At 70.9% G+C, this 20,685-nt stretch carries 21 protein-coding genes; 9 read left to right on the forward strand and 12 right to left on the reverse strand.

Annotated features, from left to right (window positions below; all coding sequences use genetic code 11):
• Positions 1 to 99 precede the first annotated feature (99 nt).
• Entirely contained in the window at positions 100 to 861 is a 762-nt protein-coding gene (locus ACWDAG_RS29095; RefSeq protein ID WP_450698515.1) for a metallophosphoesterase family protein, read from the reverse strand.
• 197 nt (positions 862 to 1,058) lie between these two features.
• Positions 1,059 to 1,637 carry a TetR/AcrR family transcriptional regulator gene (locus ACWDAG_RS29100; RefSeq protein WP_450698516.1) on the reverse strand — a complete coding sequence of 193 codons (579 nt, stop codon included), beginning with the start codon at positions 1,635 to 1,637 and terminating at the stop codon, positions 1,059 to 1,061.
• A gap of 90 nt (positions 1,638 to 1,727) precedes the next feature.
• Between ACWDAG_RS29100 and ACWDAG_RS29105 the strand changes: the two genes are divergently transcribed.
• Positions 1,728 to 2,174, forward strand: coding sequence for an anthrone oxygenase family protein (locus ACWDAG_RS29105; RefSeq protein ID WP_450698517.1), 447 nt, complete (start codon positions 1,728 to 1,730; stop codon positions 2,172 to 2,174).
• Between the two features lie 71 nt (positions 2,175 to 2,245).
• Positions 2,246 to 2,671: a DUF4267 domain-containing protein gene (locus tag ACWDAG_RS29110; RefSeq protein ID WP_450698518.1), complete on the forward strand. Its 426-nt coding sequence runs from the start codon at positions 2,246 to 2,248 to the stop codon at positions 2,669 to 2,671.
• A 245-nt stretch (positions 2,672 to 2,916) separates the two neighbouring features.
• Here ACWDAG_RS29110 and ACWDAG_RS29115 read toward each other — a convergent pair whose 3' ends face one another.
• Entirely contained in the window at positions 2,917 to 3,078 is a 162-nt protein-coding gene (locus tag ACWDAG_RS29115; RefSeq protein WP_450698519.1) for a hypothetical protein, read from the reverse strand.
• A gap of 247 nt (positions 3,079 to 3,325) precedes the next feature.
• Here ACWDAG_RS29115 and ACWDAG_RS29120 point away from each other — a divergent pair, with 247 nt between their 5' ends.
• A complete protein-coding gene (locus ACWDAG_RS29120) occupies positions 3,326 to 3,727 on the forward strand; it encodes a hypothetical protein (RefSeq protein ID WP_450698520.1) in 402 nt (133 codons plus the stop codon).
• Between the two features lie 120 nt (positions 3,728 to 3,847).
• Here ACWDAG_RS29120 and ACWDAG_RS29125 read toward each other — a convergent pair whose 3' ends face one another.
• The 3 genes from ACWDAG_RS29125 to ACWDAG_RS29135 form a co-directional block, all read right to left on the reverse strand.
• The gene (locus ACWDAG_RS29125; RefSeq protein ID WP_450698638.1) at positions 3,848 to 7,222 is read right to left on the reverse strand and encodes a pyruvate carboxylase; all 3,375 of its coding nucleotides are present in this window, start codon (positions 7,220 to 7,222) and stop codon (positions 3,848 to 3,850) included.
• A gap of 122 nt (positions 7,223 to 7,344) precedes the next feature.
• Complete coding sequence (locus ACWDAG_RS29130; protein WP_450698521.1) at positions 7,345 to 7,809, reverse strand: (2Fe-2S)-binding protein; 465 nt, start codon at positions 7,807 to 7,809, stop codon at positions 7,345 to 7,347.
• A gap of 32 nt (positions 7,810 to 7,841) precedes the next feature.
• Positions 7,842 to 9,929 (reverse strand): molybdopterin cofactor-binding domain-containing protein, encoded by a 2,088-nt coding sequence (locus ACWDAG_RS29135; RefSeq protein ID WP_450698639.1) that lies wholly within the window; start codon positions 9,927 to 9,929, stop codon positions 7,842 to 7,844.
• A 301-nt stretch (positions 9,930 to 10,230) separates the two neighbouring features.
• On the opposite strand from ACWDAG_RS29135, the gene ACWDAG_RS29140 reads away from it, so the two are divergent.
• The 5 genes from ACWDAG_RS29140 to ACWDAG_RS29160 all read left to right on the forward strand — a co-directional run bounded on the left by ACWDAG_RS29140 (position 10,231) and on the right by ACWDAG_RS29160 (position 14,117).
• The gene (locus tag ACWDAG_RS29140; protein ID WP_450698522.1) at positions 10,231 to 11,508 is read left to right on the forward strand and encodes a YhgE/Pip domain-containing protein; all 1,278 of its coding nucleotides are present in this window, start codon (positions 10,231 to 10,233) and stop codon (positions 11,506 to 11,508) included.
• Positions 11,509 to 11,520: 12 nt separating this feature from the next.
• Positions 11,521 to 12,054 carry an N-acetyltransferase family protein gene (locus ACWDAG_RS29145; RefSeq protein ID WP_450698523.1) on the forward strand — a complete coding sequence of 178 codons (534 nt, stop codon included), beginning with the start codon at positions 11,521 to 11,523 and terminating at the stop codon, positions 12,052 to 12,054.
• 40 nt (positions 12,055 to 12,094) lie between these two features.
• Positions 12,095 to 12,358 carry a hypothetical protein gene (locus tag ACWDAG_RS29150; protein WP_450698524.1) on the forward strand — a complete coding sequence of 88 codons (264 nt, stop codon included), beginning with the start codon at positions 12,095 to 12,097 and terminating at the stop codon, positions 12,356 to 12,358.
• A gap of 55 nt (positions 12,359 to 12,413) precedes the next feature.
• Complete coding sequence (locus tag ACWDAG_RS29155) at positions 12,414 to 12,773, forward strand: DUF779 domain-containing protein (RefSeq protein ID WP_450698525.1); 360 nt, start codon at positions 12,414 to 12,416, stop codon at positions 12,771 to 12,773.
• Between the two features lie 75 nt (positions 12,774 to 12,848).
• Complete coding sequence (locus ACWDAG_RS29160) at positions 12,849 to 14,117, forward strand: phosphodiester glycosidase family protein (protein ID WP_450698526.1); 1,269 nt, start codon at positions 12,849 to 12,851, stop codon at positions 14,115 to 14,117.
• A gap of 15 nt (positions 14,118 to 14,132) precedes the next feature.
• On the opposite strand, the gene ACWDAG_RS29165 is transcribed toward ACWDAG_RS29160, so the two are convergent.
• From ACWDAG_RS29165 to ACWDAG_RS29190, 6 genes are all read right to left on the reverse strand, one after another.
• Positions 14,133 to 14,327, reverse strand: coding sequence for a hypothetical protein (locus tag ACWDAG_RS29165; RefSeq protein ID WP_450698527.1), 195 nt, complete (start codon positions 14,325 to 14,327; stop codon positions 14,133 to 14,135).
• A 111-nt stretch (positions 14,328 to 14,438) separates the two neighbouring features.
• Positions 14,439 to 15,296 carry a phosphatidylinositol-specific phospholipase C/glycerophosphodiester phosphodiesterase family protein gene (locus tag ACWDAG_RS29170; protein ID WP_450698528.1) on the reverse strand — a complete coding sequence of 286 codons (858 nt, stop codon included), beginning with the start codon at positions 15,294 to 15,296 and terminating at the stop codon, positions 14,439 to 14,441.
• 181 nt (positions 15,297 to 15,477) lie between these two features.
• Positions 15,478 to 16,560 (reverse strand): acyl-CoA dehydrogenase family protein, encoded by a 1,083-nt coding sequence (locus ACWDAG_RS29175; protein ID WP_450698529.1) that lies wholly within the window; start codon positions 16,558 to 16,560, stop codon positions 15,478 to 15,480.
• Positions 16,557 to 17,738, reverse strand: coding sequence for an acyl-CoA dehydrogenase family protein (locus tag ACWDAG_RS29180; RefSeq protein ID WP_450698530.1), 1,182 nt, complete (start codon positions 17,736 to 17,738; stop codon positions 16,557 to 16,559). The genes ACWDAG_RS29175 and ACWDAG_RS29180 overlap by 4 nt, the downstream gene beginning before the upstream one ends.
• Positions 17,735 to 18,712 carry an NADPH:quinone oxidoreductase family protein gene (locus ACWDAG_RS29185; protein ID WP_450698531.1) on the reverse strand — a complete coding sequence of 326 codons (978 nt, stop codon included), beginning with the start codon at positions 18,710 to 18,712 and terminating at the stop codon, positions 17,735 to 17,737. The genes ACWDAG_RS29180 and ACWDAG_RS29185 overlap by 4 nt, the downstream gene beginning before the upstream one ends.
• A 102-nt stretch (positions 18,713 to 18,814) precedes the next feature.
• Positions 18,815 to 19,312, reverse strand: coding sequence for an Lrp/AsnC family transcriptional regulator (locus ACWDAG_RS29190; RefSeq protein ID WP_450698532.1), 498 nt, complete (start codon positions 19,310 to 19,312; stop codon positions 18,815 to 18,817).
• 98 nt (positions 19,313 to 19,410) lie between these two features.
• Between ACWDAG_RS29190 and ACWDAG_RS29195 the strand changes: the two genes are divergently transcribed.
• Positions 19,411 to 20,622, forward strand: a complete 1,212-nt coding sequence (locus ACWDAG_RS29195; protein WP_450698533.1) for a trans-sulfuration enzyme family protein — start codon at positions 19,411 to 19,413, stop codon at positions 20,620 to 20,622.
• Positions 20,623 to 20,685 lie beyond the last annotated feature (63 nt).

Raw genomic sequence — 20,685 nt, forward strand, 5'->3', positions numbered from 1 at the left:
GCTGAACGGCCGGGCGGGTGAGGCCGCCCACCCGGGGGCTGCGCCCCTCTTACGTCATTCATGGGCCGCCGGCCCTACCTGGGCGCAGCGGAGCGAGTGTCACGGGCTGTGGTCGCGTCCGTCCCGTGGGGCGAAGGCTGCAAGGGCGTCGGCGTCGGTCGCGCGAGCGTGCAGGAAGTAGTCGGCCCACTCGGCGATCTCGGGACAGGACGATTCCCGTGCGAGCCGGGTGGCTGCGGCCTCGATGTCGAAGTGCGTGGTGCGGAGCTCGACGCCTGGGCCCAGGAGGGCCCAGTGTGCTCCGGATCGTCCGTAGGGCATACCGATGCTGCCGGGGTTGATCACGAGTCGGCCGTGAGCGAGGCGGACGAACGGCATGTGAGTGTGGCCGCAGACCACGGTGCGGATGTCGGTATCCAGTCCCTCGAAGACCTCCTCCCAGCGGTCGAGGCGGGAGTCGACCAGGACCACCTCCTCGTCGTCGCGAGGGGTGGCATGGCAGAACAGCACCTTTCCCAGGCCTTTCACGGACAGGGAGAGCGATCGTGGCAGCGAGCCGAGCAGGTCGAGATGATCTTTGCCGAGTTGTTCGGCCGCCCAGGGGGCGATCGGATCGGGGATCGTGCCGCGTGCCCCCCGGCGGTACTCAAGGAGTTCGCGGTCGGCGTTGCCGCTGATCCAGATGACGCGGTCGCCGAGACTGGTCAGCAGGTCGAGAACCTGGGTCGGTTGCGGGCCCGCTGCGATGTCGCCGGTGAGCACGATGCGGTCGGCTGTGCTGACGTCTGGTTCGGCGAGCACGGCCTCCAGGGCCGGCAGGACTCCGTGGATGTCGGACAGGACGGCTACACGGTTCGGCATGGTCACCACTGTGAGGTGAAGACGGCCGAGCGGTGTGAACTTTCGCCCGGCGCGTAGTTCAAGGGGGCCGTTCAGCATGCGTGGTCGCCGGGTGTCTGGTTCCTGCGCCGTGTGGACGTGAGTGAACGGAAGCGTTGCCGCACACAGGCAGCGGCGGGGCCCGCGGGCCCCGGCGCTGCGGCCGCCGTGATGGCGTGTCAGACGATGGCGAGCCGGTCCACCAGCAGCTCCACCCTCTGTTCGGTGTCCCCCGGCGGCAGTCGCCCCTCCCGGGTCAAGGTCGCAAGGCCGTGCAGCGCCGCCCAGAACGTCTCGGTGAACAGCCCCGGCTCCACGCCGTCCCCGGCGACCTCGCCCAGGCTCTCCAGCAGGGCGGCGAAGGCGTCTTTCAGCGGCTCCGGGGTGTCCTCCCGGGCGTAGGGCAGGCCGCCGTCGAGCTGGAACAAGGCGTCGTAGACCGCCGGGTTGCGCTCGGCGAAGTCCAGGTAGGCGCGGGCCAGGGCGGCGACCCGCTCGCGCGGGCCGCTCGCTCCGGCGGTCGCGGTCCGCACCGCCGCGGCCAGCTCGGCGGCGCCCTGGAGGGCGACGGCGCCGATGATCTCGCGCTTGCCGCGGAAGTGGCTGTAGAGGACGGGCTGGCTGTACTCGATGCGCTCGGCGAGCCGACGGGTGGTGACCGCGTCCCAGCCCTGCTGCTCGGCGAGTTCACGAGCCGTCGCCACGATGAGGCGCTCCCGCTCCGCCCGCTCACGCTCCCTGCGTTCCTGTACCGACATGATCCGATCCTAGCACTGCTAGACAACCGAGCGGCAGTAGTACTAGCGTTGCCTCATCCGCTAGCACCGCTAGATTCCTGAGGGGTCGTCATGCTCAACGCACTAGAGGTCGTCACCACCGTGGTCGTCGGCGTGATGGTGGGGGTGGAGTTCTCCGTCGCCTTCGTCATCAACCCGATCCTCAACGCTCTCCCGGAGGACAGCAGCCAACTCGGCCACGCCCACGGGGGTCGGATGCTCGGCGCCGTGATGCCGGTCTGGTACATCGGCTCACTCGTCCTCGTCGGCATCTGGGCTGTCGCCGGGTGGCACCACCACGGCACCGGTCTCGTCGTCACCGCCGGCGCGCTGCTGATCCTCAGCGTGGTCATGTCGCTTCTGCTGCTCGTCCCGATCAACAACCGGAACAAGACGTGGACCCCTGACAACCGGCCCGCCGACTGGAAAGAGCAGTTGAAGCGCTGGGACCGCTTCCACCACGTCCGCGTCGCCGTCATCATCGCGGCCTTCGCCCTGCTGGTCACCGCCCTCACCTGAGCCCCCGGGCCCACCCGCCGCAAGCTCCACGAAGCCCACCAAGCCGACAAAGACCCGCAAGGAGAAGATCAATGTCGCTGAAGAAGATCAACACCGTTCTGGCCGCCGCCTTCATCCTCTTCATCCTCTGGTTCGGAGGAGAGTTCATCCTGAGCCCGGAGACGACGGCGCCGACCTTCGGCCTGCCGAGCTGGCCGTCCGGCGACGGCGGCGGCTTCCTGATCATCAAGGGAATCCGCGACGTCGTCCTCGCCCTGGTCCTCGGCATCCTGCTGGTGACGGGCCACCGCCGGGCGCTGGGCTGGGCGCTGCTGGTCGAAGCCCTCGCCGCGTACGGGGACATGACCACCGTGCTGGCCCACCACGGCTCCGTGGCCACCGCGCTCGGCGTCCACGCCCTGACCGCGACACTGATGGTGGTCAACGGCCTGCTGATAATGCGCGAGACCCGCAAGATCGCGGCCACTCCGGCAACGCCGGCCCCGCAGCCCGCCTGACGCCGGCGTGACGCGTGTCGGACCTGCTACGCAGGCGCGATGGGCCTCCGCGGCTGCTGTCTCGCCCTCGGCGTTGAGTCCGAGGGCCGGCGCAAGGGACGCCGCCGTGATCGCCGACGCAGCCCGGACGGTGCCGCACACTCTGCGCTCGCTGCACCTGCCCCCCAGCCTGGAGCGTGTCCTCGACGCCGTTCCAACAGGAACTCAGTCCGCGCGGGAGAACCGGCGGACGGCCACGATCAGTGTCACAGCGCAGAATGCCGATCGTGCGCCGCATGATGTTCGGCACGCAGAGCCACCGCCTCGGCCAACTGCCGTGCCCGCGCTTCGTCGGCGGGCGACGTGGCAGGCAGATCCAACTCGCCCGCCGCGCCCGGGTTGCGGTCCTGCCGACGGCCGGTTGCCACGTCTGCACGATGTGCCCCGTAGACAAAGCCCAGAAGGCCGTGGACAACAGACCCGTCTGCCGCTCGACGATCGATGGCTTCGCACTCGTCGAAGCCACCGCAGCACTCGGTGACTTGGGGCTGTCCTCCCACGAACCGGCAGCCACCGATCTCACCTCGGCATGGTGCGAGCCTCCCACCGGTGAGATGCGCTCCGGTCGGCCGCCGAACTGGGGCCTGGCGGTCAGATCCCACGTAGGGTGCTCGGGTGGTCAATCGGCTTGAGGTCAGCGCGTTGCCGCCGGGCGTCCGTTGGGCTGCCCAGTCGCAGTTGCTGTTCGACGGCGAGGACGTCGTGGCGGAGGCCGTTGGAGCGGGCGGGCGCGGCCCGTTTGCGCAGGAGGCACCGGCCGGCGACGACCACGGTGCCCTCTGGGCGAACGGCGAGGGGCGACGTGTGGTGCTCGGCGAGCCTGAGTGCACAGGCGGATGCTGTGGCTACCTGTCCGTGTTCGTGCAGCGGCACGGCGGGATTGTGGAGTGGTCCGACTGGCGGGTGCCCAGCGGCAAGGTGCGGCCCCCGGCGTTCTGTCTTGACGCCGATCAGTACGACGCCGAACTCACCCGCGCACTGACAGAGCTGCGGTGGCAGGCCCACAGCAGTGATTGACGCACCGACGGTCCTGCTGAGCGGGTGACCTGGCGCCCGGCCCAGACGGTGTTGCTGTCGACGCAGGGCGGGGTCGACGCCGTCGGCATCGACCCCGCCCTGCGCTACGGAGTGACCGGCTCAGCCGATCTCGACGAGCAGGTCACCGCCCTCCACCTGCTGGATCTTGTTGATGGCCAGTCGGCTGACGGTGCCCGCCTTGGGGGCGGTGATCGCGGCCTCCATCTTCATCGCCTCGATGGTGGCCACGGTCGCACCGGCGTCCACCTCGTCGCCCTCGGCGACCGCGAGGGTGACCACGCCGGCGAACGGGGCTGCGACATGGCCCGGGTTGGTGCGGTCGGCCTTCTCGGTCACCGGGACATCGGAGGCGGCCGCCTTGTCGCGCACCTGGATCGGGCGGAGCTGGCCGTTCAGAGTGGACATCACCGTCCGCATACCGCGCTCGTCGGCCTCGCCGACCGCCTCCAGCTCGATCAGCAGCCGGACGCCCGGTTCGAGGTCGACGGCGTACTCCTTGCCCGGACGCAGCCCGTAGAAGAAGTCCTTGCTGTCCAGCACGCTGGTGTCGCCGTAGGCCTGGCGGTGAGTGTCGAAGTCGCGGGTCGGGCCGGGGAAGAGCAGACGGTTGAGGGTGGCGCGGGGGTCCTTCGCCAGGCCTTCGCGGTCCTCCGTGCTCAGCTCCTGCACGGGCCTGGGCTCGGCGCGGCCCTCAAGCGCCTTGCTGCGGAAGGGCTCCGGCCAGCCGCCGGGCGGGGTGCCCAGCTCACCGCGCAGGAAGCCGATGACCGAGTCGGGGATGTCGTAGCGGTTCGGGGTCGCCTCGAAGTCGGCGGGATCCACCCCGGCACCCACCAGGTGCAGGGCGAGGTCGCCGACCACCTTGGACGACGGGGTGACCTTGACCAGGCGGCCCAGCATCCGGTCGGCGGCGGCGTAGAGGTCCTCGATCTCCTCGAAGCGGTCGCCGAGGCCGAGCGCTACGGCCTGGGTGCGCAGGTTGGAGAGCTGGCCGCCGGGGATCTCGTGGTGATAGACGCGGCCCGTCGGGGAGGCGAGACCCGCCTCGAAGGGGGCGTAGACCCTGCGGACGCTCTCCCAGTACGGCTCCAGGTCGCCGACCGCCTGGAGGTCGAGGCCGGTCGGGCGGTCGGAATGGTCGGTCGCGGCGACGATCGCCGACAGGGACGGCTGGGACGTCGTGCCCGCCATCGACGCCACCGCGCCGTCCACCGCGTCCGCACCCGCCTGGATCGCCGCCAGGTAGGTACCGAGCTGGCCGCCCGCCGTGTCGTGGGTGTGCAGGTGGACCGGGAGGTCGAACTCGCGGCGCAGCGCGGACACCAGCTTGGCGGCGGCCGGGGCGCGCAGCAGGCCCGCCATGTCCTTGACGGCCAGGACGTGGGCGCCCGCCTCGACGATCTGCTCCGCCAACCGCAGGTAGTAATCCAGCGTGTACAGGCGCTCGTTCGGGTCGGACAGGTCCGAGGTGTAGCAGAGGGCGACCTCGGCGATCGCCGTGCCCGTCTCGCGTACGGCGTCGATGGCGGGGCGCATCTGGCCGACGTCGTTGAGGGCGTCGAAGATGCGGAAGATGTCGATGCCGGTGGCGGCGGCCTCATGGACGAAGGCGTCGGTCACCTCGGTCGGGTACGGGGTGTAGCCGACGGTGTTGCGGCCGCGCAGCAGCATCTGCAGGCAGATGTTGGGGACGGCCTCCCGGAGAGCGGCCAGACGCTCCCAGGGGTCCTCGGCGAGGAAGCGCAGCGCGACGTCGTACGTCGCACCGCCCCAGCACTCCAGGGACAGCAGCTCCGGCAGGGTCCGCGCGACCACGGGGGCGACCGCCAGGAGGTCCTTGGTGCGGACGCGGGTCGCCAGCAGGGACTGATGGGCGTCGCGGAAGGTGGTGTCGGTGACGCCGATGGTCGGCGACTCGCGCAGCGCGCGGGCGAACCCCTCCGGGCCGAGCTCGACCAGCCGCTGACGCGAGCCTGCGGGCGGCTCCCCGGCAGGCAGCGCCGGCAGCTTGCTCACGGGTTCGATCAGCTCGGGGCGCTCGCCGTTCGGCTTGTTCACCGTCACGTCGGCGAGGTAGGTGAGCAGCTTGGTGCCGCGGTCGGCGGAGGAGCGGGAGGTGAGCAGGTGCGGGCGCTGCTCGATGAACGAGGTCGTCACCCGTCCGGCCTGGAAGTCCGGGTCGTCAAGGACCGCCTGCAGGAACGGGATGTTGGTGGCGACACCGCGGATGCGGAACTCGGCCACCGCGCGCCGGGCCCGGCCGATCGCGGCCCTGAAGTCCCGGCCCCGGCAGGTCAGCTTGACCAGCATCGAGTCGAAGTGGGCGCTGATCTCCGTACCGGCGTGGGTGGTTCCGCCGTCGAGGCGGATGCCGGAGCCGCCGGGTGAGCGGTAGGCGCTGATGCGGCCGGTGTCCGGGCGGAAGCCGTTGGCCGGGTCCTCGGTGGTGATACGGCACTGCAGGGCCGCGCCGTGCAGCTTCACCGTCTCCTGGGACAGGCCGAGGTCGGCGAGGGTCTCGCCGGAGGCGATGCGCAGCTGGGACTGGACGAGGTCGACGTCGGTGACCTCCTCGGTGACCGTGTGCTCGACCTGGATGCGCGGGTTCATCTCGATGAAGACGTGGTTGCCGTCGCGGTCCAGGAGGAACTCGACGGTGCCCGCGTTGCGGTAGCCGATCTCGCGGGCGAAGCGGACCGCGTCGGCGCAGATGCGGTCGCGCAGCTCCGGGTCGAGGTTGGGCGCCGGGGCCAGCTCGATGACCTTCTGGTGGCGGCGCTGGAGCGAACAGTCGCGTTCGAAGAGGTGGATGACATTGCCCTCGCCGTCGGCGAGGATCTGCACCTCGATGTGGCGGGGGTCGACGACGGCCTTCTCCAGGAAGACGGTCGAGTCGCCGAACGCGGACGCGGCCTCGCGGGACGCCGCCTCGATGGACTCACGCAGTTGGGCCGGGTCCTCGACGCGGCGCATACCGCGCCCGCCACCGCCCGCGACCGCCTTCACGAACACCGGGAAGCCGATCTCCTCGGCCGCGCGGACGAGTTCGTCGACGTCGGTGGAGGGCGCGGAGGAACCCAGCACCGGAACGCCGGCCGCGCGGGCGGCGGCCACCGCGCGGGCCTTGTTGCCGGTCAGTTCGAGGGTCTGCGCGCTCGGCCCGACGAAGGTGATGCCCGCTTCCTCGCAGGCCTTGGCCAGCTCGGGGTTCTCGGACAGGAAGCCGTAGCCCGGGTAGACGGCGTCGGCGCCCGCCTGGCGGGCGGCACGCACGATCTCCTCGACGGACAGGTACGCGCGCACCGGGTGGCCCGGCTGGCCGATCTCATACGCTTCGTCGGCCTTGAGCCGGTGCAGCGAATTTCGGTCCTCGTGCGGGAAGACGGCGACGGTCCTTGCGCCCAGCTCGTAGCCTGCGCGGAACGCCCTGATCGCGATCTCACCACGGTTGGCTACCAGCACCTTGCGGAACATCGCCGCTCCCTTCAGCCTGCGGATGACGTCCCCCATGGTGTCGGTGACATGCCCTTCTGGCCATGTGAGCCGGGCCACTCGCACCGCGTGTCGTCGTGCAGACCGGGGAATCGGTCGGACAGTCAAGCTCCGCCTCGGTCGGCTGCCGCCTTTTTGATGGCCTCGCGGATGCGGGCGTAAGTGCCGCAGCGGCAGACGTTCTCGATGGCGTCGATGTCGGCGTCGGTCGGCTCGGGTGTCTTCTTCAGCAGGGCCGCCGCGGCCATGATCTGGCCGGGCTGGCAGAAGCCGCACTGCGAGACGTCGCAGTCGATCCAGGCCTGTTGCACGGGATGGAGGGTGTCGCCGTCGGCCAGGCCCTCGATGGTGGTGACCTTGCGGTCCACGCAGTCCTTGACCTTGACGACGCAGGGCTGGAACTCCTCCCCGTCGAGATGGCTGGTGCAGGCGCGGCAGACGCCGACCCCGCAGCCGTATTTGGGTCCGGTGACGTGCAGCAGGTCGCGCAGCACCCACAGCAGCGGCATGTCGGCGGGGGCCTCCACGGTGACCGGCTTGCCGTTGAGGGTGAAGGAGTAGGAGGGCATCGGTACCTTCTCGAAGGCTGGTACGGCGGCGGTCAGAAGTTGAGCGGGAAGCGGCGGGGCTTGGTGCCGGTGGCCCGGGCGTAGGCGTTGGCGACGGCTCCGGAGGCAGCCGGGACGCCGAGTTCGCCGGCGCCGCCGGGCTCCTTCTCGGACGGCATGATGTGCGCCTCGAAGTGCAGCGGGGCATGCCGCTGGCGGGCCCACTGGAAGTCGGCGAAGCTGCCCTCGCGCACGGCGCCGCGGTCGATGTGCAGTCCGGCCTGCAGCACGGTGGAGATCCCGTCGACGGCGGTGCCCATGAGCTGGGCCTCCAGGCCACGGGGATTGACGGCCGTGCCGACGTCGGCCGCCATCACGACCCTGGTCACCCGGGGGTGCTTCGGATCGGTGGCGTCGATCTCGGCCAGACAGGCCACGCAGGAGCCGTACTCCTCGTGGACGGCCACGCCCTGCGCGTGCCCGTCCGGCATGGCCCGCCCCCAGCTCCCGGCGGCGGCCACCTTGTCGAGGACCGCTTTGACGGCCTTGCTGCGCAGCGTCGTACGGCGGAAGGCGACCGGATCCTTGCCGAGGCTCCTGGCGACCTCGTCGACGACGATCTCCTCGGCGGTGCGCACCATCCCGGAGTCCACCGACCGCCAGGCGCCCAGCGGGATCGCCAGTTCGATACCGCCGGAGTCCCCGGAGAGGCGACCGAAGTTGTACAGCCCGGAGTCGCTGGGCAACGGACCGGCCGCCTGTACCCGCGTCGGCCGTACGAAGGCCGCCTGGTTCGCGGTCCCCTGCCGGCCGCGCGACTCGCCCACCTCGGCCATCGCATGACCGAAGGCGACCACCCTGCCGGCGGCGAGGCTGGCGCGGAAACGATGGTGGGTGGCGGGGCGCATCCGACCGTGGCGGATGTCGTCGTTACGGCTCCACATCAGCTTGACCGGCCGCTTCGCCGCCTTCGAGACCAGGGCCGCCTCGATGGCGGCGTCGAAGTTCAGCCGCCGCCCGAACGAGCCGCCGCCGCGCAGCACATGCACGGTGACCGCGGACGCCGGCAGTCCGGTCGCCGAGGCGATGCTGTCCCGGGCGTCCGTCGGGGTCTGGGAGGAGAACCAGATCTCGGCCTTGTGGGCGCGTACGTCCGCGATCGCGGTCAGCACCTCCATCGGGGCGTGGCTGACGAAGGCGAACTCGAACTCGGCCTCGACCTGCGTCGATCCGCGCGGCGGGGAACCCAGGTGCGGGACCGCGGCCTTGAGCCGGGAGCGGATCTGCGCGTCGGACAGCGAGGCCAGCGGGCCCGGCGCCCACTTGATCTTCAAGGCGTCGCGGGCCTGGAAGGCGAAGTGGAAGGACTCGGCCACCACGGCGACTCCGCCGGGGACCTTGACGACGGCGTGCACACCGGGCAGGGCGCGGGCCGCCCGGTCGTCGACCGAGACGAGCTTCCCGCCGAGCGTCGGCGGCCGGGCCACGACGGTCGGATTCGCCCCGGCCACGGACAGGTCTCCGGTGTACTTCGCCTTGCCGGTGACGATGTCCCGGGCGTCGATACGGGACGTGGGCCGGCCGATCACCTTGTGCTTGGACGCCGGTTTGGGCTTGGCGGACACGGACGTACGGCGGATCCGGGCGGCGCTCGCGCTGAGCGAGCCGAAGGTGGCGGTACGGCCGTCCGGTGCGATCACCATCGTGTTCCCGGTGCGCAGGCTCCAGGCGGGCAGATGCCAGCGTCTGGCCGCGGCGGTGACCAGTCTGGCCCGTGCGGTGGCAGCGAGCCTGCGGGCCGGGCCGTACAGGGAGACGACGGAGTTCGAGCCGCCGGTGTACTGGTTGCCCTTGGTCCGGGCGTCGGCGAGCGGGATGTCGACGTCGGCGAGGCGGGCGTCCAGCTCCTCGGCGATCATCATGGCGACGGCGGTCGTGATGCCCTGGCCGACCTCGACCCGCGGCAGCCGTACGACGACCTTGTTGGCCGGGGTGACCTCCAGGACCAGCATCTCGTCGTCGGCACCGGTCACCACGGTGTCGGAGGGGCCGCGGCGGGGCTCGGAACCCTGAGCCGAGGAGGTGTCGCAGGCGAGCGGGGCGGCGATGGTCAGCGTGGCCGCGGACAGGGAGTACACCATGAACCGGCGGCGGGACACCCCGTGCCGCGGGGCGCCTGTGTCCGGGGCCGGGCCGATGGGTGCGGCGGAGGACTCGATGCCGTCCAACAGACACTCCTCGCGGGTCGTCAGACTGATGGGTCAACAGGTATGAGGGGACAGTTGTGCCGTGGGTTGCCTTTGAGCCCGCATGACGCCGTCCGGTTCCGGCCTGTCGCGCGCGGCCTGGCTGCCTCCGCGCCCGCTCCTCCGTAGGCTCTGCTTGCTGCCCCTCGGGGAGCCGCCCTGCTGGGACACTCCGACCCCCGACCTACGGAGAACCATGGCCGACGCCAGCCCCCAGGCCCGTGCCGTCACACTGCTGGGCCGCCCCAAGCTGTGGCTCATGCCCACCGTCCTGACCGGACTGCTCGCCTTCCTGCTGGCCCTGCTCTACATGGGCGGCATCGTCAACCCGCAGCGCGATCTGCACCATCTGCCCATCGCCCTGGTCAACGCCGACACCGGCACACCGCCTGCCGGTCAGAAGCAGAACGCGGGCACGCAGATCGCCGCGGCCATCACCGCCGACAAGTCGAACGACAAGGCTCACTGGCGCACGCGCAGCCTCGCCCAGGCCCAGCACGACCTCGACTCCGGCAAGGTCTACGGCGCCCTGGTCATCCCCTCCGACTTCACCGCGTCCATCACCGCGCTGACCACGCCCGGGGCCACCGCCAGGCCGACGATGACGGTGCTCACCAACCCCGGCAAGGGCAGCCTGGGTTCGTCCCTCGCCAGTCAGATCAGCACGGCGGCGGCGCACCAGGCCTCACAGACCATCGGCAGGCAACTGACCGCGGCCGTGGGCACGCAGGTGAACTCCACGACCAAGCTGCTGCTGGCCGACCCGGTGAACGTCGTCACCCAGGTCGGCCACCCGATCGGCAGCCACAGCGGCCTCGGGCTGAGCGCCTTCTACTACACGCTGCTGCTGGTGCTGGCCGGCTTCCTCGGCGGCAACGTCATCAGCAACGCCGTCGACACCGCGCTCGGCTACGCCGACAACGAGATCGGCCCCTGGCACACCCGCCGCCCCACCGTCCCGATCAACCGCACCCAGACCCTGTTGCTGAAGATGGCCATGACCGCGGGCATCACCGTCCTCAGCGTCTCCCTGGTCATGCTCGCCACCATCAGCATCCTGGGCATGGACGCCACCCACATCCCGCTGCTGTGGATCTACTCCTACTGCGCCTCCCTCGCCGTCGGCCTGGGCGTGCAGGCCATCAACGCGGCCTTCGGCGGCATCGGCCAGCTGGTGTCCATGTTCGTGTTCATCGTCCTGGGCCTGCCGTCCTCGGGCGCCACCGTCCCCCTCCAGGCCATCCCCGGCTTCTACCGCTTCCTGTCCCACTTCGAGCCCATGCGCCAGCTGAGCGACGGCGTCCGCGCGATCCTGTACTTCGAGGCCCGCGGGGACGCCGGCCTGACCCGCTCCTGGATCATGATCGCGATCGGCTCGGCCCTAGGCCTGCTCTTCGGCTTCGCGATGACGCGGTACTACGACCGCAAGGGACACCAACGGCTGACACCGCAGCCGGTCCAGGCCAGTACCTGATACTGACTGATCATGAGGATCACCGACCCATCCGGTCTCGTCCGGCCTCGAACGGACCGTGACCTCGCCGCCTGCGTGGAGGCGCTGGCCGCCGTGCACCGGCACAGCGGTTATCCGTTCAACTGGCCCGACCGCCCTGCCGATTGGCTGACACCGCGCTCTGTGCTGGCGGCCTGGGTGGCCGAGCTCGACGGCCGTGTGGTCGGGCATCTCAGCCTGTCCCGGGCGGTCGAGGGGGACGCGGCGCCCGGGATATGGGCCGCCCGCACGGGGGTGGTCGGCGCCGACGTCACCGCCGTGGTCGGCCGGTTGTTCGTGTCGCCGGTCGCACGCGGGCACGGGCTGGGTGCCGCGCTGATGGCGCGGGCCGTCGAGGAGGCCCTGCAGCACGGCCTGCATCCCGTGCTCGACGTCGTCGACTCCGACACCGCGGCGACCGCCCTGTACGAGCGCCTGGGCTGGGAGTTGCTGGAGGTCGTCGAGCAACGCTGGGCACCGGAGCAGACGGTGTCGGTGCGCTGCTATGCGGCGCCCGGGCGGCCGTAATCGTCTTGCTGTGGTGGGGTGCCCCGACGATGCTGGTCCGATGCCAGGGCAGCGAAAGCGAAAACACCGGCAACGGGAGGAGCAGCGGCGAGCCGCCGAACGTCTCGCCCCCGAGGCCGGCCACTGGAAAGCCGTCTTCGAGACCCAGGACGAGTCCGAATGGCGGGCGCATCTCCGGCATCTGCAGGCCACGGACCGGCGGATCGACTGGTCGACCGTACGGGTGGACATGCTCTGCGGACGGCTGAGGCAGCCGACCACCTACCGGCTCAGTGTGTTCGTGCCGGATCGCCGCCCCAAGTGAGGGAGGAGGAGCGTGTGCAACCCTCTCGCAACCTCCGCCGTGCTGCCCTGGACCCATGCATGAGGAGACCCCGCGCGTCGAACTCACCCCCGCCGCCGCCGACCTGCTGCGCCGGCTGCGCGCCACGCACGGCCCGCTGATGTTCCACCAGTCCGGCGGCTGCTGCGACGGCAGCGCACCCATGTGCTACCCGGAGGGCGAGTTCCGCACCGGCGGCTCGGACGTGCTGCTTGCGGAGCTGCAGGTCGACGGGGTCCCGGAGCCGGTGACGTTCTGGATGTCGCGCAGCCAGTACGAGGTGTGGAGCCACACCCGGCTGATCGTGGACGTCGTAGCAGGACGTGGCAGCGGTTTCTCGCTGGAAGCACCCGAGGGGGTGCGTTTTCTCACCCGTTCTCGCGTAGTCGGCGCATAGCCACCCCGCGGGCCACCGCGATCTGATGCACTGCCCCTGAGACCTGAGACAGTTGACGATCCCTCAGGGGGAACTGTGACGCATCGTCAGAAGCGTTTCGCAGCAGGCAGATCCGAGGCAACGGTTCGGACGTCGGTCAGATCGGCACTGGCGTTTCTCACGGCATTCGGCGCGCTGGCCGGTGCGGCCCTGGTGGGGGCGGCACCGGCCAGTGGTGTGGAGAGCGGCACCGCGCTCGCGCCGGGAGTCACCTACAAGCAGTTCGACGTCCAGGGCGCCAAGGGCGTGACCCACGCCCATCTGCTCACCGTCGACCTGCGCAACAAGCACGTACGCCTCGGCCTGCTGTATCCGGGAGCAGTGGCGGCACGTGCCGCCGTCTCCAAGATGGCCGACGCGCAAGGGGCCGTCGCGGGCATCAACGGCGACTTCTTCAACATCTCCGAGACCCAGCACCCGGGCGTCGAGGTGACCGGCTCGACCGACGGGCCGGCGATCGCGAACGGGCATGTGCTCAAGGCGTCGGTGCCGGACGGGCAGCGCTTCGGGCCGGAACTGCCGCCGGGCACCACCACCCGGGACGTGCTCGGCGTGGGCGTCGACCGCAGGGCCCGGCTGGACCGTCTGACGCTCGCCGGGTCGGTCCGCACTCCGGCGGGACGGCTGCCGCTGGGCGGGCTCAACCAGTACGCGCTGCCGGAGGATTCGGTCGGCGCCTTCACCTCCGACTGGGGCGGCGTCTCCCGGGTCCGCGCCACCTGCGGCACGAACACCGACCGGGCGGCCGCCTGCAGCACGGACACCTACGAGGTGACGGTCCGCAAGGGAAGGGTGGTCTCCACCTCCGGCACTCCCGGCAAGGGTGCCATCGCCACGGGGACCACGGTGCTCGTCGGCCGGGAGGCGGGCGCGCAGCGGCTGCGGAAGTTCTTCAAGGGCGAGCCGGTGACGGTGACGCACCGACTGGTCTCCGCCACCACCCGGAAGGCATACAGGTTCGCGCTCGGCGGCTACCCGGTCCTCGAGGGCGGCCAGCCCCTCGCGGGCCTGAACGACACGACCGGGGCCGTGCGCACAGCCGTCGGCATCGCGAACGGCGGGAAGCGGCTGCTGCTGTTCGCACTGGACGGCGCTCCCGCCTACCGCAAGGGCCTGACGATCGCCGAAGTGGCCGACACCATGCGGGCGTTGGGCTCGACCGATGCCTTCAGTCTGGACGGCGGAGGATCGACGACCCTGGTCGCCCGAGTGCCCGGGGCGGCCACCGTCACCGTACGCAATCACCCGTCCGGCGACGCGGAACGGCCGGTCCCGAACGGCATCGGGGTGTTCTCGACGTCATGAGAGATGGCGTGCACCTCAGGGCCTGAGGCTGCTGACGATGCCTGCCGTCGCCGAGACGCCGCTGTGAATGGTGGGCGCGATGTTCGTGCCGGCGAGGTAGAAGCCGAGCAGTGCGCACACCAGGGCGTGGGAGATCTTCAGTCCCCCGTTGCGGGTGAAGATCACCGCCAGGATCGTCAGCAGCACCACCACTGAGATGGAAATCGCCATTGTCAACCTCCTCCGCTGCGCCGCCATTTCCGGTTCGCGGCGTTCGGCCGCAAGTGTGGCGTAGCGGAGGGTTCGTCCGGGCGGCTGACCTGTCCGCCGAACGTGTGGTGTCTACGCCGCCCGGTGGGCGTCGAGGAACGCCTCCAGCCCGGCGAGGTCGTCGGTGTTGAAGTAGTCGACGCCGGCGGCGAGCAGTTCGCTCCACAGGGCGTCCCGGGCGGCACCGGCCAGGTCGGGGGTGTTCCAGAAGCGCACCTTCTGCCCGCGCGCGTGCGCCTGCCCGATGATGCCGCGCAGCTTCTGCCGCTCGGCGTCGGGGAACGTTCCCTCGCCGAGCCACGTGAAGTTGAGCTGCCAGTTGTCACTGATCAGCGGGATGAAGGAGGCGGGCGCCGAGGTGCCGAGGTCGCTGAGCCGACCGTCGTAGAAGGCGCGTCGTACGGTCTGGGCCTCCATGGGGACACGGGCGGCTCGGTCGCCGGAGATCACGTTGGTGACCGCGCCGGGGTGCACCCGGCCGTGGGCGTAGGTCGTGAACAGGTGCTTGTAGCGCCGGAGATGGCGGTCGAGTTCGAGGTACGTCGACGAGCCCTCGGTCTTGATGTCGATGAGCAGCTGGAGCGGCTTGCGGTAGCCGCGGTACACGGAACCGTGGTTGGCCTTCACGATCGCGGCCAGCGGGTCGAGGTAGAGGGATTCGAGGGTGCGCTTCGGGTCGAGGTCGTCCGGGGTGTGGCCGATGAGGAGCTGGTCGCCGACGAGGAAGATGTCGGCCTCGACGCTGCCGAAGCGGTGGTCGAGGGCGTCGAAGAGGGGGCGCGGATGCTCGTAGTCGTTGTGGGCGTGGGCGTTCCACAACGGGGCACGGTGCTTGTGTTCGTCGGCGAACGCGCCGGTGGGCGGGGCGAGCACTGCCGCGAGCGTGGCGCCGAACGCGGTGAGGGCTGTGCGGCGGGTGACGAGGGCCATGTTCTGCCTCCCTGTGGGGCGGGTCTGAACCACAGGGAGTATCGGGCGGAAAGGCCCCCAATGGACCTGCACATGCCATGAGTTGGCCGGACTGCCGTTGTCCGTTCACTCCTTCCGCACGGCGGCATGAAAAAGCCCGCCCCAGGTGGGGCGGGCTTCACCGGGTGACCGTCAGGGGGCGTCAGGGTGCCTGGAGGTCGACGAGTTCGGCCACGGCGGACCGGTGAGCGCCGGCCGTGCCGTAGGCGATCGAGTCGGCCTTGGCCCGCTTGAGGTTCAGATGGATCGGGTGCTCCCAGGTCATGCCGATGCCGGCGTGCAGCTGGAGCGCCTCCTCCGCGGCATGCACGGCGACCGGCGCCGCGTAGGCCTGCGCCACGGCGACCGCGACCTCGACATCCTCTCCGGTGGCGAGCGCGTCGGCCGCGTTGCGGGCGGCGGCCCGGAGGTTGACGACCTCCAACCACAGCTGGGCGAGGCGGTGCTTGAGCGCCTGGAAGCCGCCGACCGGCCGGTTGAACTGCTTGCGCTCCTTCAGATAGCGCACCGTCTCCGTCAACGCCCAGTCGGCGAGCCCGAGTTGCTCGGAGGCGAGCAGGCCCGCCGCGGACCGCAGGGCACGTCGTACGGCGGGTTCGGCGTCACCGAGCCTGCGCGCCTGCGCCCCGTTCAGGGTGACGGTCGCGAGCGGCCGGGTGAGGTCGAGGGAGACCTGCGGGGTGACGGTGGCGTCGGACGCGTCCACCGCGTACAGCCCGCCGTCCTCGGCCGGCACCAGCAGCACATCCGCGGCCGCCGCGTCCGCGATGCCGGTCAGCTCCCCGTGCAGGGTGCCGTTCTCCAGTCGTACGGCCGGAAAGGCGGTGCCGGGGGCGCGGTGCAGGGCGACCGCGAGGGCGCCGATGGTCCGCCCGGAGGCCAGCTGCCCGAGCAGTTCCCCGTCACCGCACTCCAGCAGGGCCTCGGTGGCGACGACGGCGCTGGTGAGGTAAGGCACGGGGGCGACCGCACGCCCCAGCTCCTCCAGGACCACGGCGACTTCGCGGTGCGTGGCGCCCTGGCCGCCCTGTGCCTCGGGCACCAGCAGGCCCGCCAGGCCCATGCCGTCGGTGAGGGCCTTCCAGGCGGCGAGGTCGTGCGGGGCGTCGGACTCGGTGCGTGCGATGACGCCGGGCGCGTCGCAGTGGTCGGCGAGGAGATCGCGGACAGCGGCCCGGAGGGCCTCTTCCTCCTCCGAGTAGAGAAGATCGGGCTGTGCGCTCATCGGGCCAGGTCCTTCCAGGCGACGTCCTTGTCGGTGCGCGGCTCGGACGGGAGGCCCAGGACGCGTTCGGCGACGATGTTCAGCAGGACCTCGCTGGTCCCGCCCTCGATGCTGTTGCCCTTGGAGCGGAGGTAGCGGTAGCCGGCCTCGCGGCCGGTGAAGTCCACCAGTTCCGGGCGGCGCATGGTCCAGTCGTCGTACAACAGGCCCTCCTCGCCGAGGAGTTCGACCTCCAGGCCACTGAGCTCCTGGTTGAGGCGGGCAAAGGCGAGCTTCATGCCGGCGCCCTCGGGGCCGGGCTGTCCGGCGACGAGCTGCTGGCGCAGCCGTTCGGCGGTGAGCCGGGCGACCTCGGACTCCACCCACAGCTTCAGCAGCCGCTGGTGCAGGTCGTGGGTGCGCAGTTCGGGGCGTTCGCGCCAGGTCTTCGCGACCGGCGCGATCATGCCGCCCTCGCGGGGCAGCCGCATGCCGCCGATCGCGACGCGCTCGTTGTTCAGGGTGGTCTGGGCGACCCGCCAGCCGTCGCCGATCTCGCCGAGGCGGCGGGAGTCGGGGATGCGGACGTCGGTGAGGAACACCTCGTTGAACTCGGCCTCACCGGTGATCTGGCGCAGTGGCCGGACGTCGACACCCGGGTCGGTCATGTCGCAGATGAAGTACGTGATGCCCGCGTGCTTGGGCACGTTCGGGTCGGTGCGGGCAATGAGGATGGCCCAGCGGGCGTTGTGCGCGCCCGACGTCCACACCTTCTGCCCGTTGACCACCCACTCGTCGCCCTCCCGGACGGCCCGGGTGCCCAGGGCTGCGAGGTCGGAACCGGCGCCGGGCTCGCTGAAGAGCTGGCACCAGACCTCCTCGCCGATCCACAGGGGCCGCAGATAGCGCTGCTTCTGCTCCTCGGTGCCGTACTTGAGGATCGTCGGGGCGGCCATGCCGAGCCCGATGCCGTTGCGGCGCGCGTCGTTGTCGGGGGCGCCGGCCGCCTCCAGCTCGGCGTCCACCACGGCCTGCAGGGAGCGGGGTACGCCGAGCCCGCCCAGGCCCTCCGGGTAGTGCACCCAGGCCAGACCCGCGTCGAAGCGGGCCCCCAGGAAGTCCAGGCGGTCGGTGGTCGCGGGCGGGTGCTCGGCCAGCAACTCCTGTGTCCGGCTGCGCAGTTCGGCTGCGTCGGTCATGCGGCGGCTCCGTTCTCCAGGGACGGCAGGACGGCCACCCGGCCGGTGGTCACACCGTCGGCGACGCGCTGCACGGCGGCCGCGGCCCCGGCCAGCGGCACGCGCTCGCTGACCAGCGGCTTGATGGCACCGCGGGCGGCCAGCTCGGTGAGCTGCTCGTGGCAGTGCGCGATCAGCTTCGGGTCCTTGGTGCCGTACAGGCCCCAGTGCAGTCCGAGGATCGAGTAGTTCTTCACCAGGGCGTGGTTGAGCCCCGGGCTGGGGATGACGCCGCTGGCGAAGCCGACGACCACGATCCGGCCCTCGAAGGCGACGACCTTGGTCGACTGGGTGTAGGCCTCGCCGCCGACGGGGTCGTAGATGACGTCGGCGCCGCGGCCGCCCGTGGCCTCCTTGACGGCGGCGATGACGTCCTCGCTCTTGCGGTCGATGACGACGTCGCAGCCCGACTCCCTGGCCGCGGCCACCTTGTCGGCGCCGCCGACGACCCCGATGACCCTCGCCCCGGACGCCTTGCCGAGCTGCACGGCCGCGCTGCCGACCCCTCCAGCGGCAGCGTGGACGAGCAGCGTCTCGCCTGCTTCCAGGTGAGCGCGACGGTGCAGACCGAACCAGCCGGTCTGGTAGCCGATGTGCAGGGCGGCGGTCTCGGCGTCGTCCAGGGAGTCGGGCGCGGGCAGCAGGGTGGCTGCGTCCGCGAGGGCGTACTCCGCGAATCCACCGTGGGGCAGGGCGGGGTTGGCGATGACCCGCCGCCCGTCCTCGGTCTCCCCGCAGATCTCCACGCCCGGCGTGAACGGCAGCGGCGGGCGCACCTGGTAGTGGCCCCGGCACATCAGCACGTCCGGGAAGTTGATGTTCGCGGCACGCACCTTCAGCAGCACCTGGCCGTCGCCGGGCGTGGGCCGCTCCACCTCCTCGAGCCGCATCACCTCGCTCGGCTCGCCGTTCTCGTGCACTTGCCATGCCTGCATGCGGTGCCTCCAGGGACTGCTCTGTCTGACCGGGGTCCATCGCATACTAAGCGGTCGCTTGCCCATGAGGAAACACTTCGCGCGGCGGAGATGTCTCTGGGTTCACCCGGGCAGTACGCCGCGGCCGTCCCGCACCTCGAACACCAGCTGGGTCTCGGTCTGCCGCACCATCGGGTGGACGGTCACGTGCTCCAGGATGAGGTCCCGCAGCTCTTCCGGGCTCGCCACGGCCACATGCAGAAGAAAGTCGTCGTCACCGCCGACATGCCAGACCGTCAGGGCTCCCGGCACGTTGACCAGCCGGTCATAGAGGTGGCGGACGTGTTCGCGGCTGTGGCTGCCCAGGCGGACCTTGATGACGGCGTGGATGGGGTGGCCGAGTGCACCGAGATCGAGCCGGGCGTTGATGCTCGTGATGACACCGGACTCCCGCAGCGCCCGGACCCGGTAGGCGCAGGTCGACTCGGCGACGCCCACCCGGGCCGCGAGCGCCGCGTTGGTCATCCGGCCGTCCTCCACGAGCGCGACCAGGATGGCCAGATCGGTGCCGTCGAGCGCCGCCGCGGCGGGTTGTGTTTTCTTCAGCTGCCGGTCCGCCATGAGCCCTCCTCCTGCCGAATCCGCACCAATATCGACGATCGGCCATGGATACCACAACAACTCTTGCAGTACATTGTGGATCGCCTCACCCTACGGGCATGACCTCGTCGTATCTACAACTCGACTCCCTGGCCGTCCACGCCGGCCGTGAGGACCTGACAGAGCTCGGCGTCCACGCGCTTCCCATCGACCTGTCGTCGACCAGCCCACTGCCCGACATCGAGGCCGGTGGGCTGTCCTACGAGGCCATGGCGAGCGGAGGGACGCCGAACGCGGACGGTGGAGCCGTCTACGCGCGGCTGTGGAACCCGACCGTGGCGCGGTTCGAGTCGGCGCTGGCCCAGATGGAGCACGCCCGGGCCGCCGTGGCGTTCTCCTCGGGCATGGCGGCGATGACCGCGGCGCTCCTGGCGACCATGAAGGAGACCGGGCGCCGCCATGTCCTGGCCGTCCGCCCCCTCTACGGCGGGACCGACCATCTGCTGGCCTCGGGCCTCCTCGGTACCGAGGTGACCTACTGCTCGGCACCGGACGTCGCCGCGACCATCCGTCCGGACACGGCGATGATCGTGCTGGAGACGCCCGCGAATCCGACCCTGGAACTGGTCGACATCCGTGCCGTCGTCGACGCGGCCCAGGGCGTTCCGGTTCTCGTCGACAACACGTTCGCGACGCCGGTCCTGCAGAATCCCGTCGACCTCGGTGCTGCGATGGTCCTGCACAGCGCGACCAAGTACCTGGGCGGGCACGGCGACGTCATCGCGGGTGTCATCGCCTGCGGCGAGGAGCAGGCAGCCGCGCTGCGCCGGGTCCGCGCGGTCACCGGCGGTCTGCTGCACCCGCTGGGGGCCTATCTCCTGCACCGCGGACTCGCCACGCTTCCGGTTCGGGTACGGGCCCAGCAGGCGAACGCCCGGCGCATCGCCGCGTGGCTGACGACCCACCCGAGCGTGGCCCGCGTCCACTACCCCGGGATCGAGGGAGACCCGCAGGGGCTGCTCGGCCGACAGCTGAAGGGCACCGGAGCGATGATCTCCATCGACCTCCGCGGCGGCTTCGCACAGGCCGTGCAGGCCACCTCGGCGGTCAGCCTCTTCACCCACGCGGTGTCCCTGGGCGGCGTCGACTCACTGATCCAGCACCCGGCCTCGCTGACACACCGGCCCGTCGCCCCGGAGGCCCGCCCGGCCGCCGGCCTGGTCAGGCTCTCCATCGGGCTGGAGGACCCCGAGGACCTGATGTCCGACCTCGACCGGGCACTCGCCACGCACCGCCCGATGCCGGTACCGGCGGGTGCGTCCCACGCGTAGACCGCCCGGTCCGGATCGACCGACGCGCGGCCGCACCGGACGAAGGGGTACGCCGCGCGGAGA

Source organism: Streptomyces sp. NPDC001157 (assembly GCF_053598255.1).

Excerpts from the sequence above, each read along its gene's own strand:
- ACWDAG_RS29100 (WP_450698516.1), bottom strand. The coding sequence starts at position 1,637 with ATGTCGGTACAGGAACGCAGGGAGCGTGAGCGGGCGGAGCGGGAGCGC.
- ACWDAG_RS29105 (WP_450698517.1), top strand. The coding sequence starts at position 1,728 with ATGCTCAACGCACTAGAGGTCGTCACCACCGTGGTCGTCGGCGTGATG.
- ACWDAG_RS29145 (WP_450698523.1), top strand. The coding sequence starts at position 11,521 with ATGAGGATCACCGACCCATCCGGTCTCGTCCGGCCTCGAACGGACCGT.
- ACWDAG_RS29095 (WP_450698515.1), bottom strand. The coding sequence starts at position 861 with ATGCCGAACCGTGTAGCCGTCCTGTCCGACATCCACGGAGTCCTGCCG.
- ACWDAG_RS29140 (WP_450698522.1), top strand. The coding sequence starts at position 10,231 with ATGGCCGACGCCAGCCCCCAGGCCCGTGCCGTCACACTGCTGGGCCGC.
- ACWDAG_RS29180 (WP_450698530.1), bottom strand. The coding sequence starts at position 17,738 with ATGACCGACGCAGCCGAACTGCGCAGCCGGACACAGGAGTTGCTGGCC.
- ACWDAG_RS29170 (WP_450698528.1), bottom strand. The coding sequence starts at position 15,296 with ATGGCCCTCGTCACCCGCCGCACAGCCCTCACCGCGTTCGGCGCCACG.
- ACWDAG_RS29185 (WP_450698531.1), bottom strand. The coding sequence starts at position 18,712 with ATGCAGGCATGGCAAGTGCACGAGAACGGCGAGCCGAGCGAGGTGATG.
- ACWDAG_RS29190 (WP_450698532.1), bottom strand. The coding sequence starts at position 19,312 with ATGGCGGACCGGCAGCTGAAGAAAACACAACCCGCCGCGGCGGCGCTC.
- ACWDAG_RS29195 (WP_450698533.1), top strand. The coding sequence starts at position 19,411 with ATGACCTCGTCGTATCTACAACTCGACTCCCTGGCCGTCCACGCCGGC.
- ACWDAG_RS29110 (WP_450698518.1), top strand. The coding sequence starts at position 2,246 with ATGTCGCTGAAGAAGATCAACACCGTTCTGGCCGCCGCCTTCATCCTC.
- ACWDAG_RS29125 (WP_450698638.1), bottom strand. The coding sequence starts at position 7,222 with ATGTTCCGCAAGGTGCTGGTAGCCAACCGTGGTGAGATCGCGATCAGG.
- ACWDAG_RS29155 (WP_450698525.1), top strand. The coding sequence starts at position 12,414 with ATGCATGAGGAGACCCCGCGCGTCGAACTCACCCCCGCCGCCGCCGAC.
- ACWDAG_RS29175 (WP_450698529.1), bottom strand. The coding sequence starts at position 16,560 with ATGAGCGCACAGCCCGATCTTCTCTACTCGGAGGAGGAAGAGGCCCTC.
- ACWDAG_RS29130 (WP_450698521.1), bottom strand. The coding sequence starts at position 7,809 with ATGCCCTCCTACTCCTTCACCCTCAACGGCAAGCCGGTCACCGTGGAG.
- ACWDAG_RS29150 (WP_450698524.1), top strand. The coding sequence starts at position 12,095 with ATGCCAGGGCAGCGAAAGCGAAAACACCGGCAACGGGAGGAGCAGCGG.
- ACWDAG_RS29165 (WP_450698527.1), bottom strand. The coding sequence starts at position 14,327 with ATGGCGATTTCCATCTCAGTGGTGGTGCTGCTGACGATCCTGGCGGTG.
- ACWDAG_RS29135 (WP_450698639.1), bottom strand. The coding sequence starts at position 9,929 with ATGGTGTACTCCCTGTCCGCGGCCACGCTGACCATCGCCGCCCCGCTC.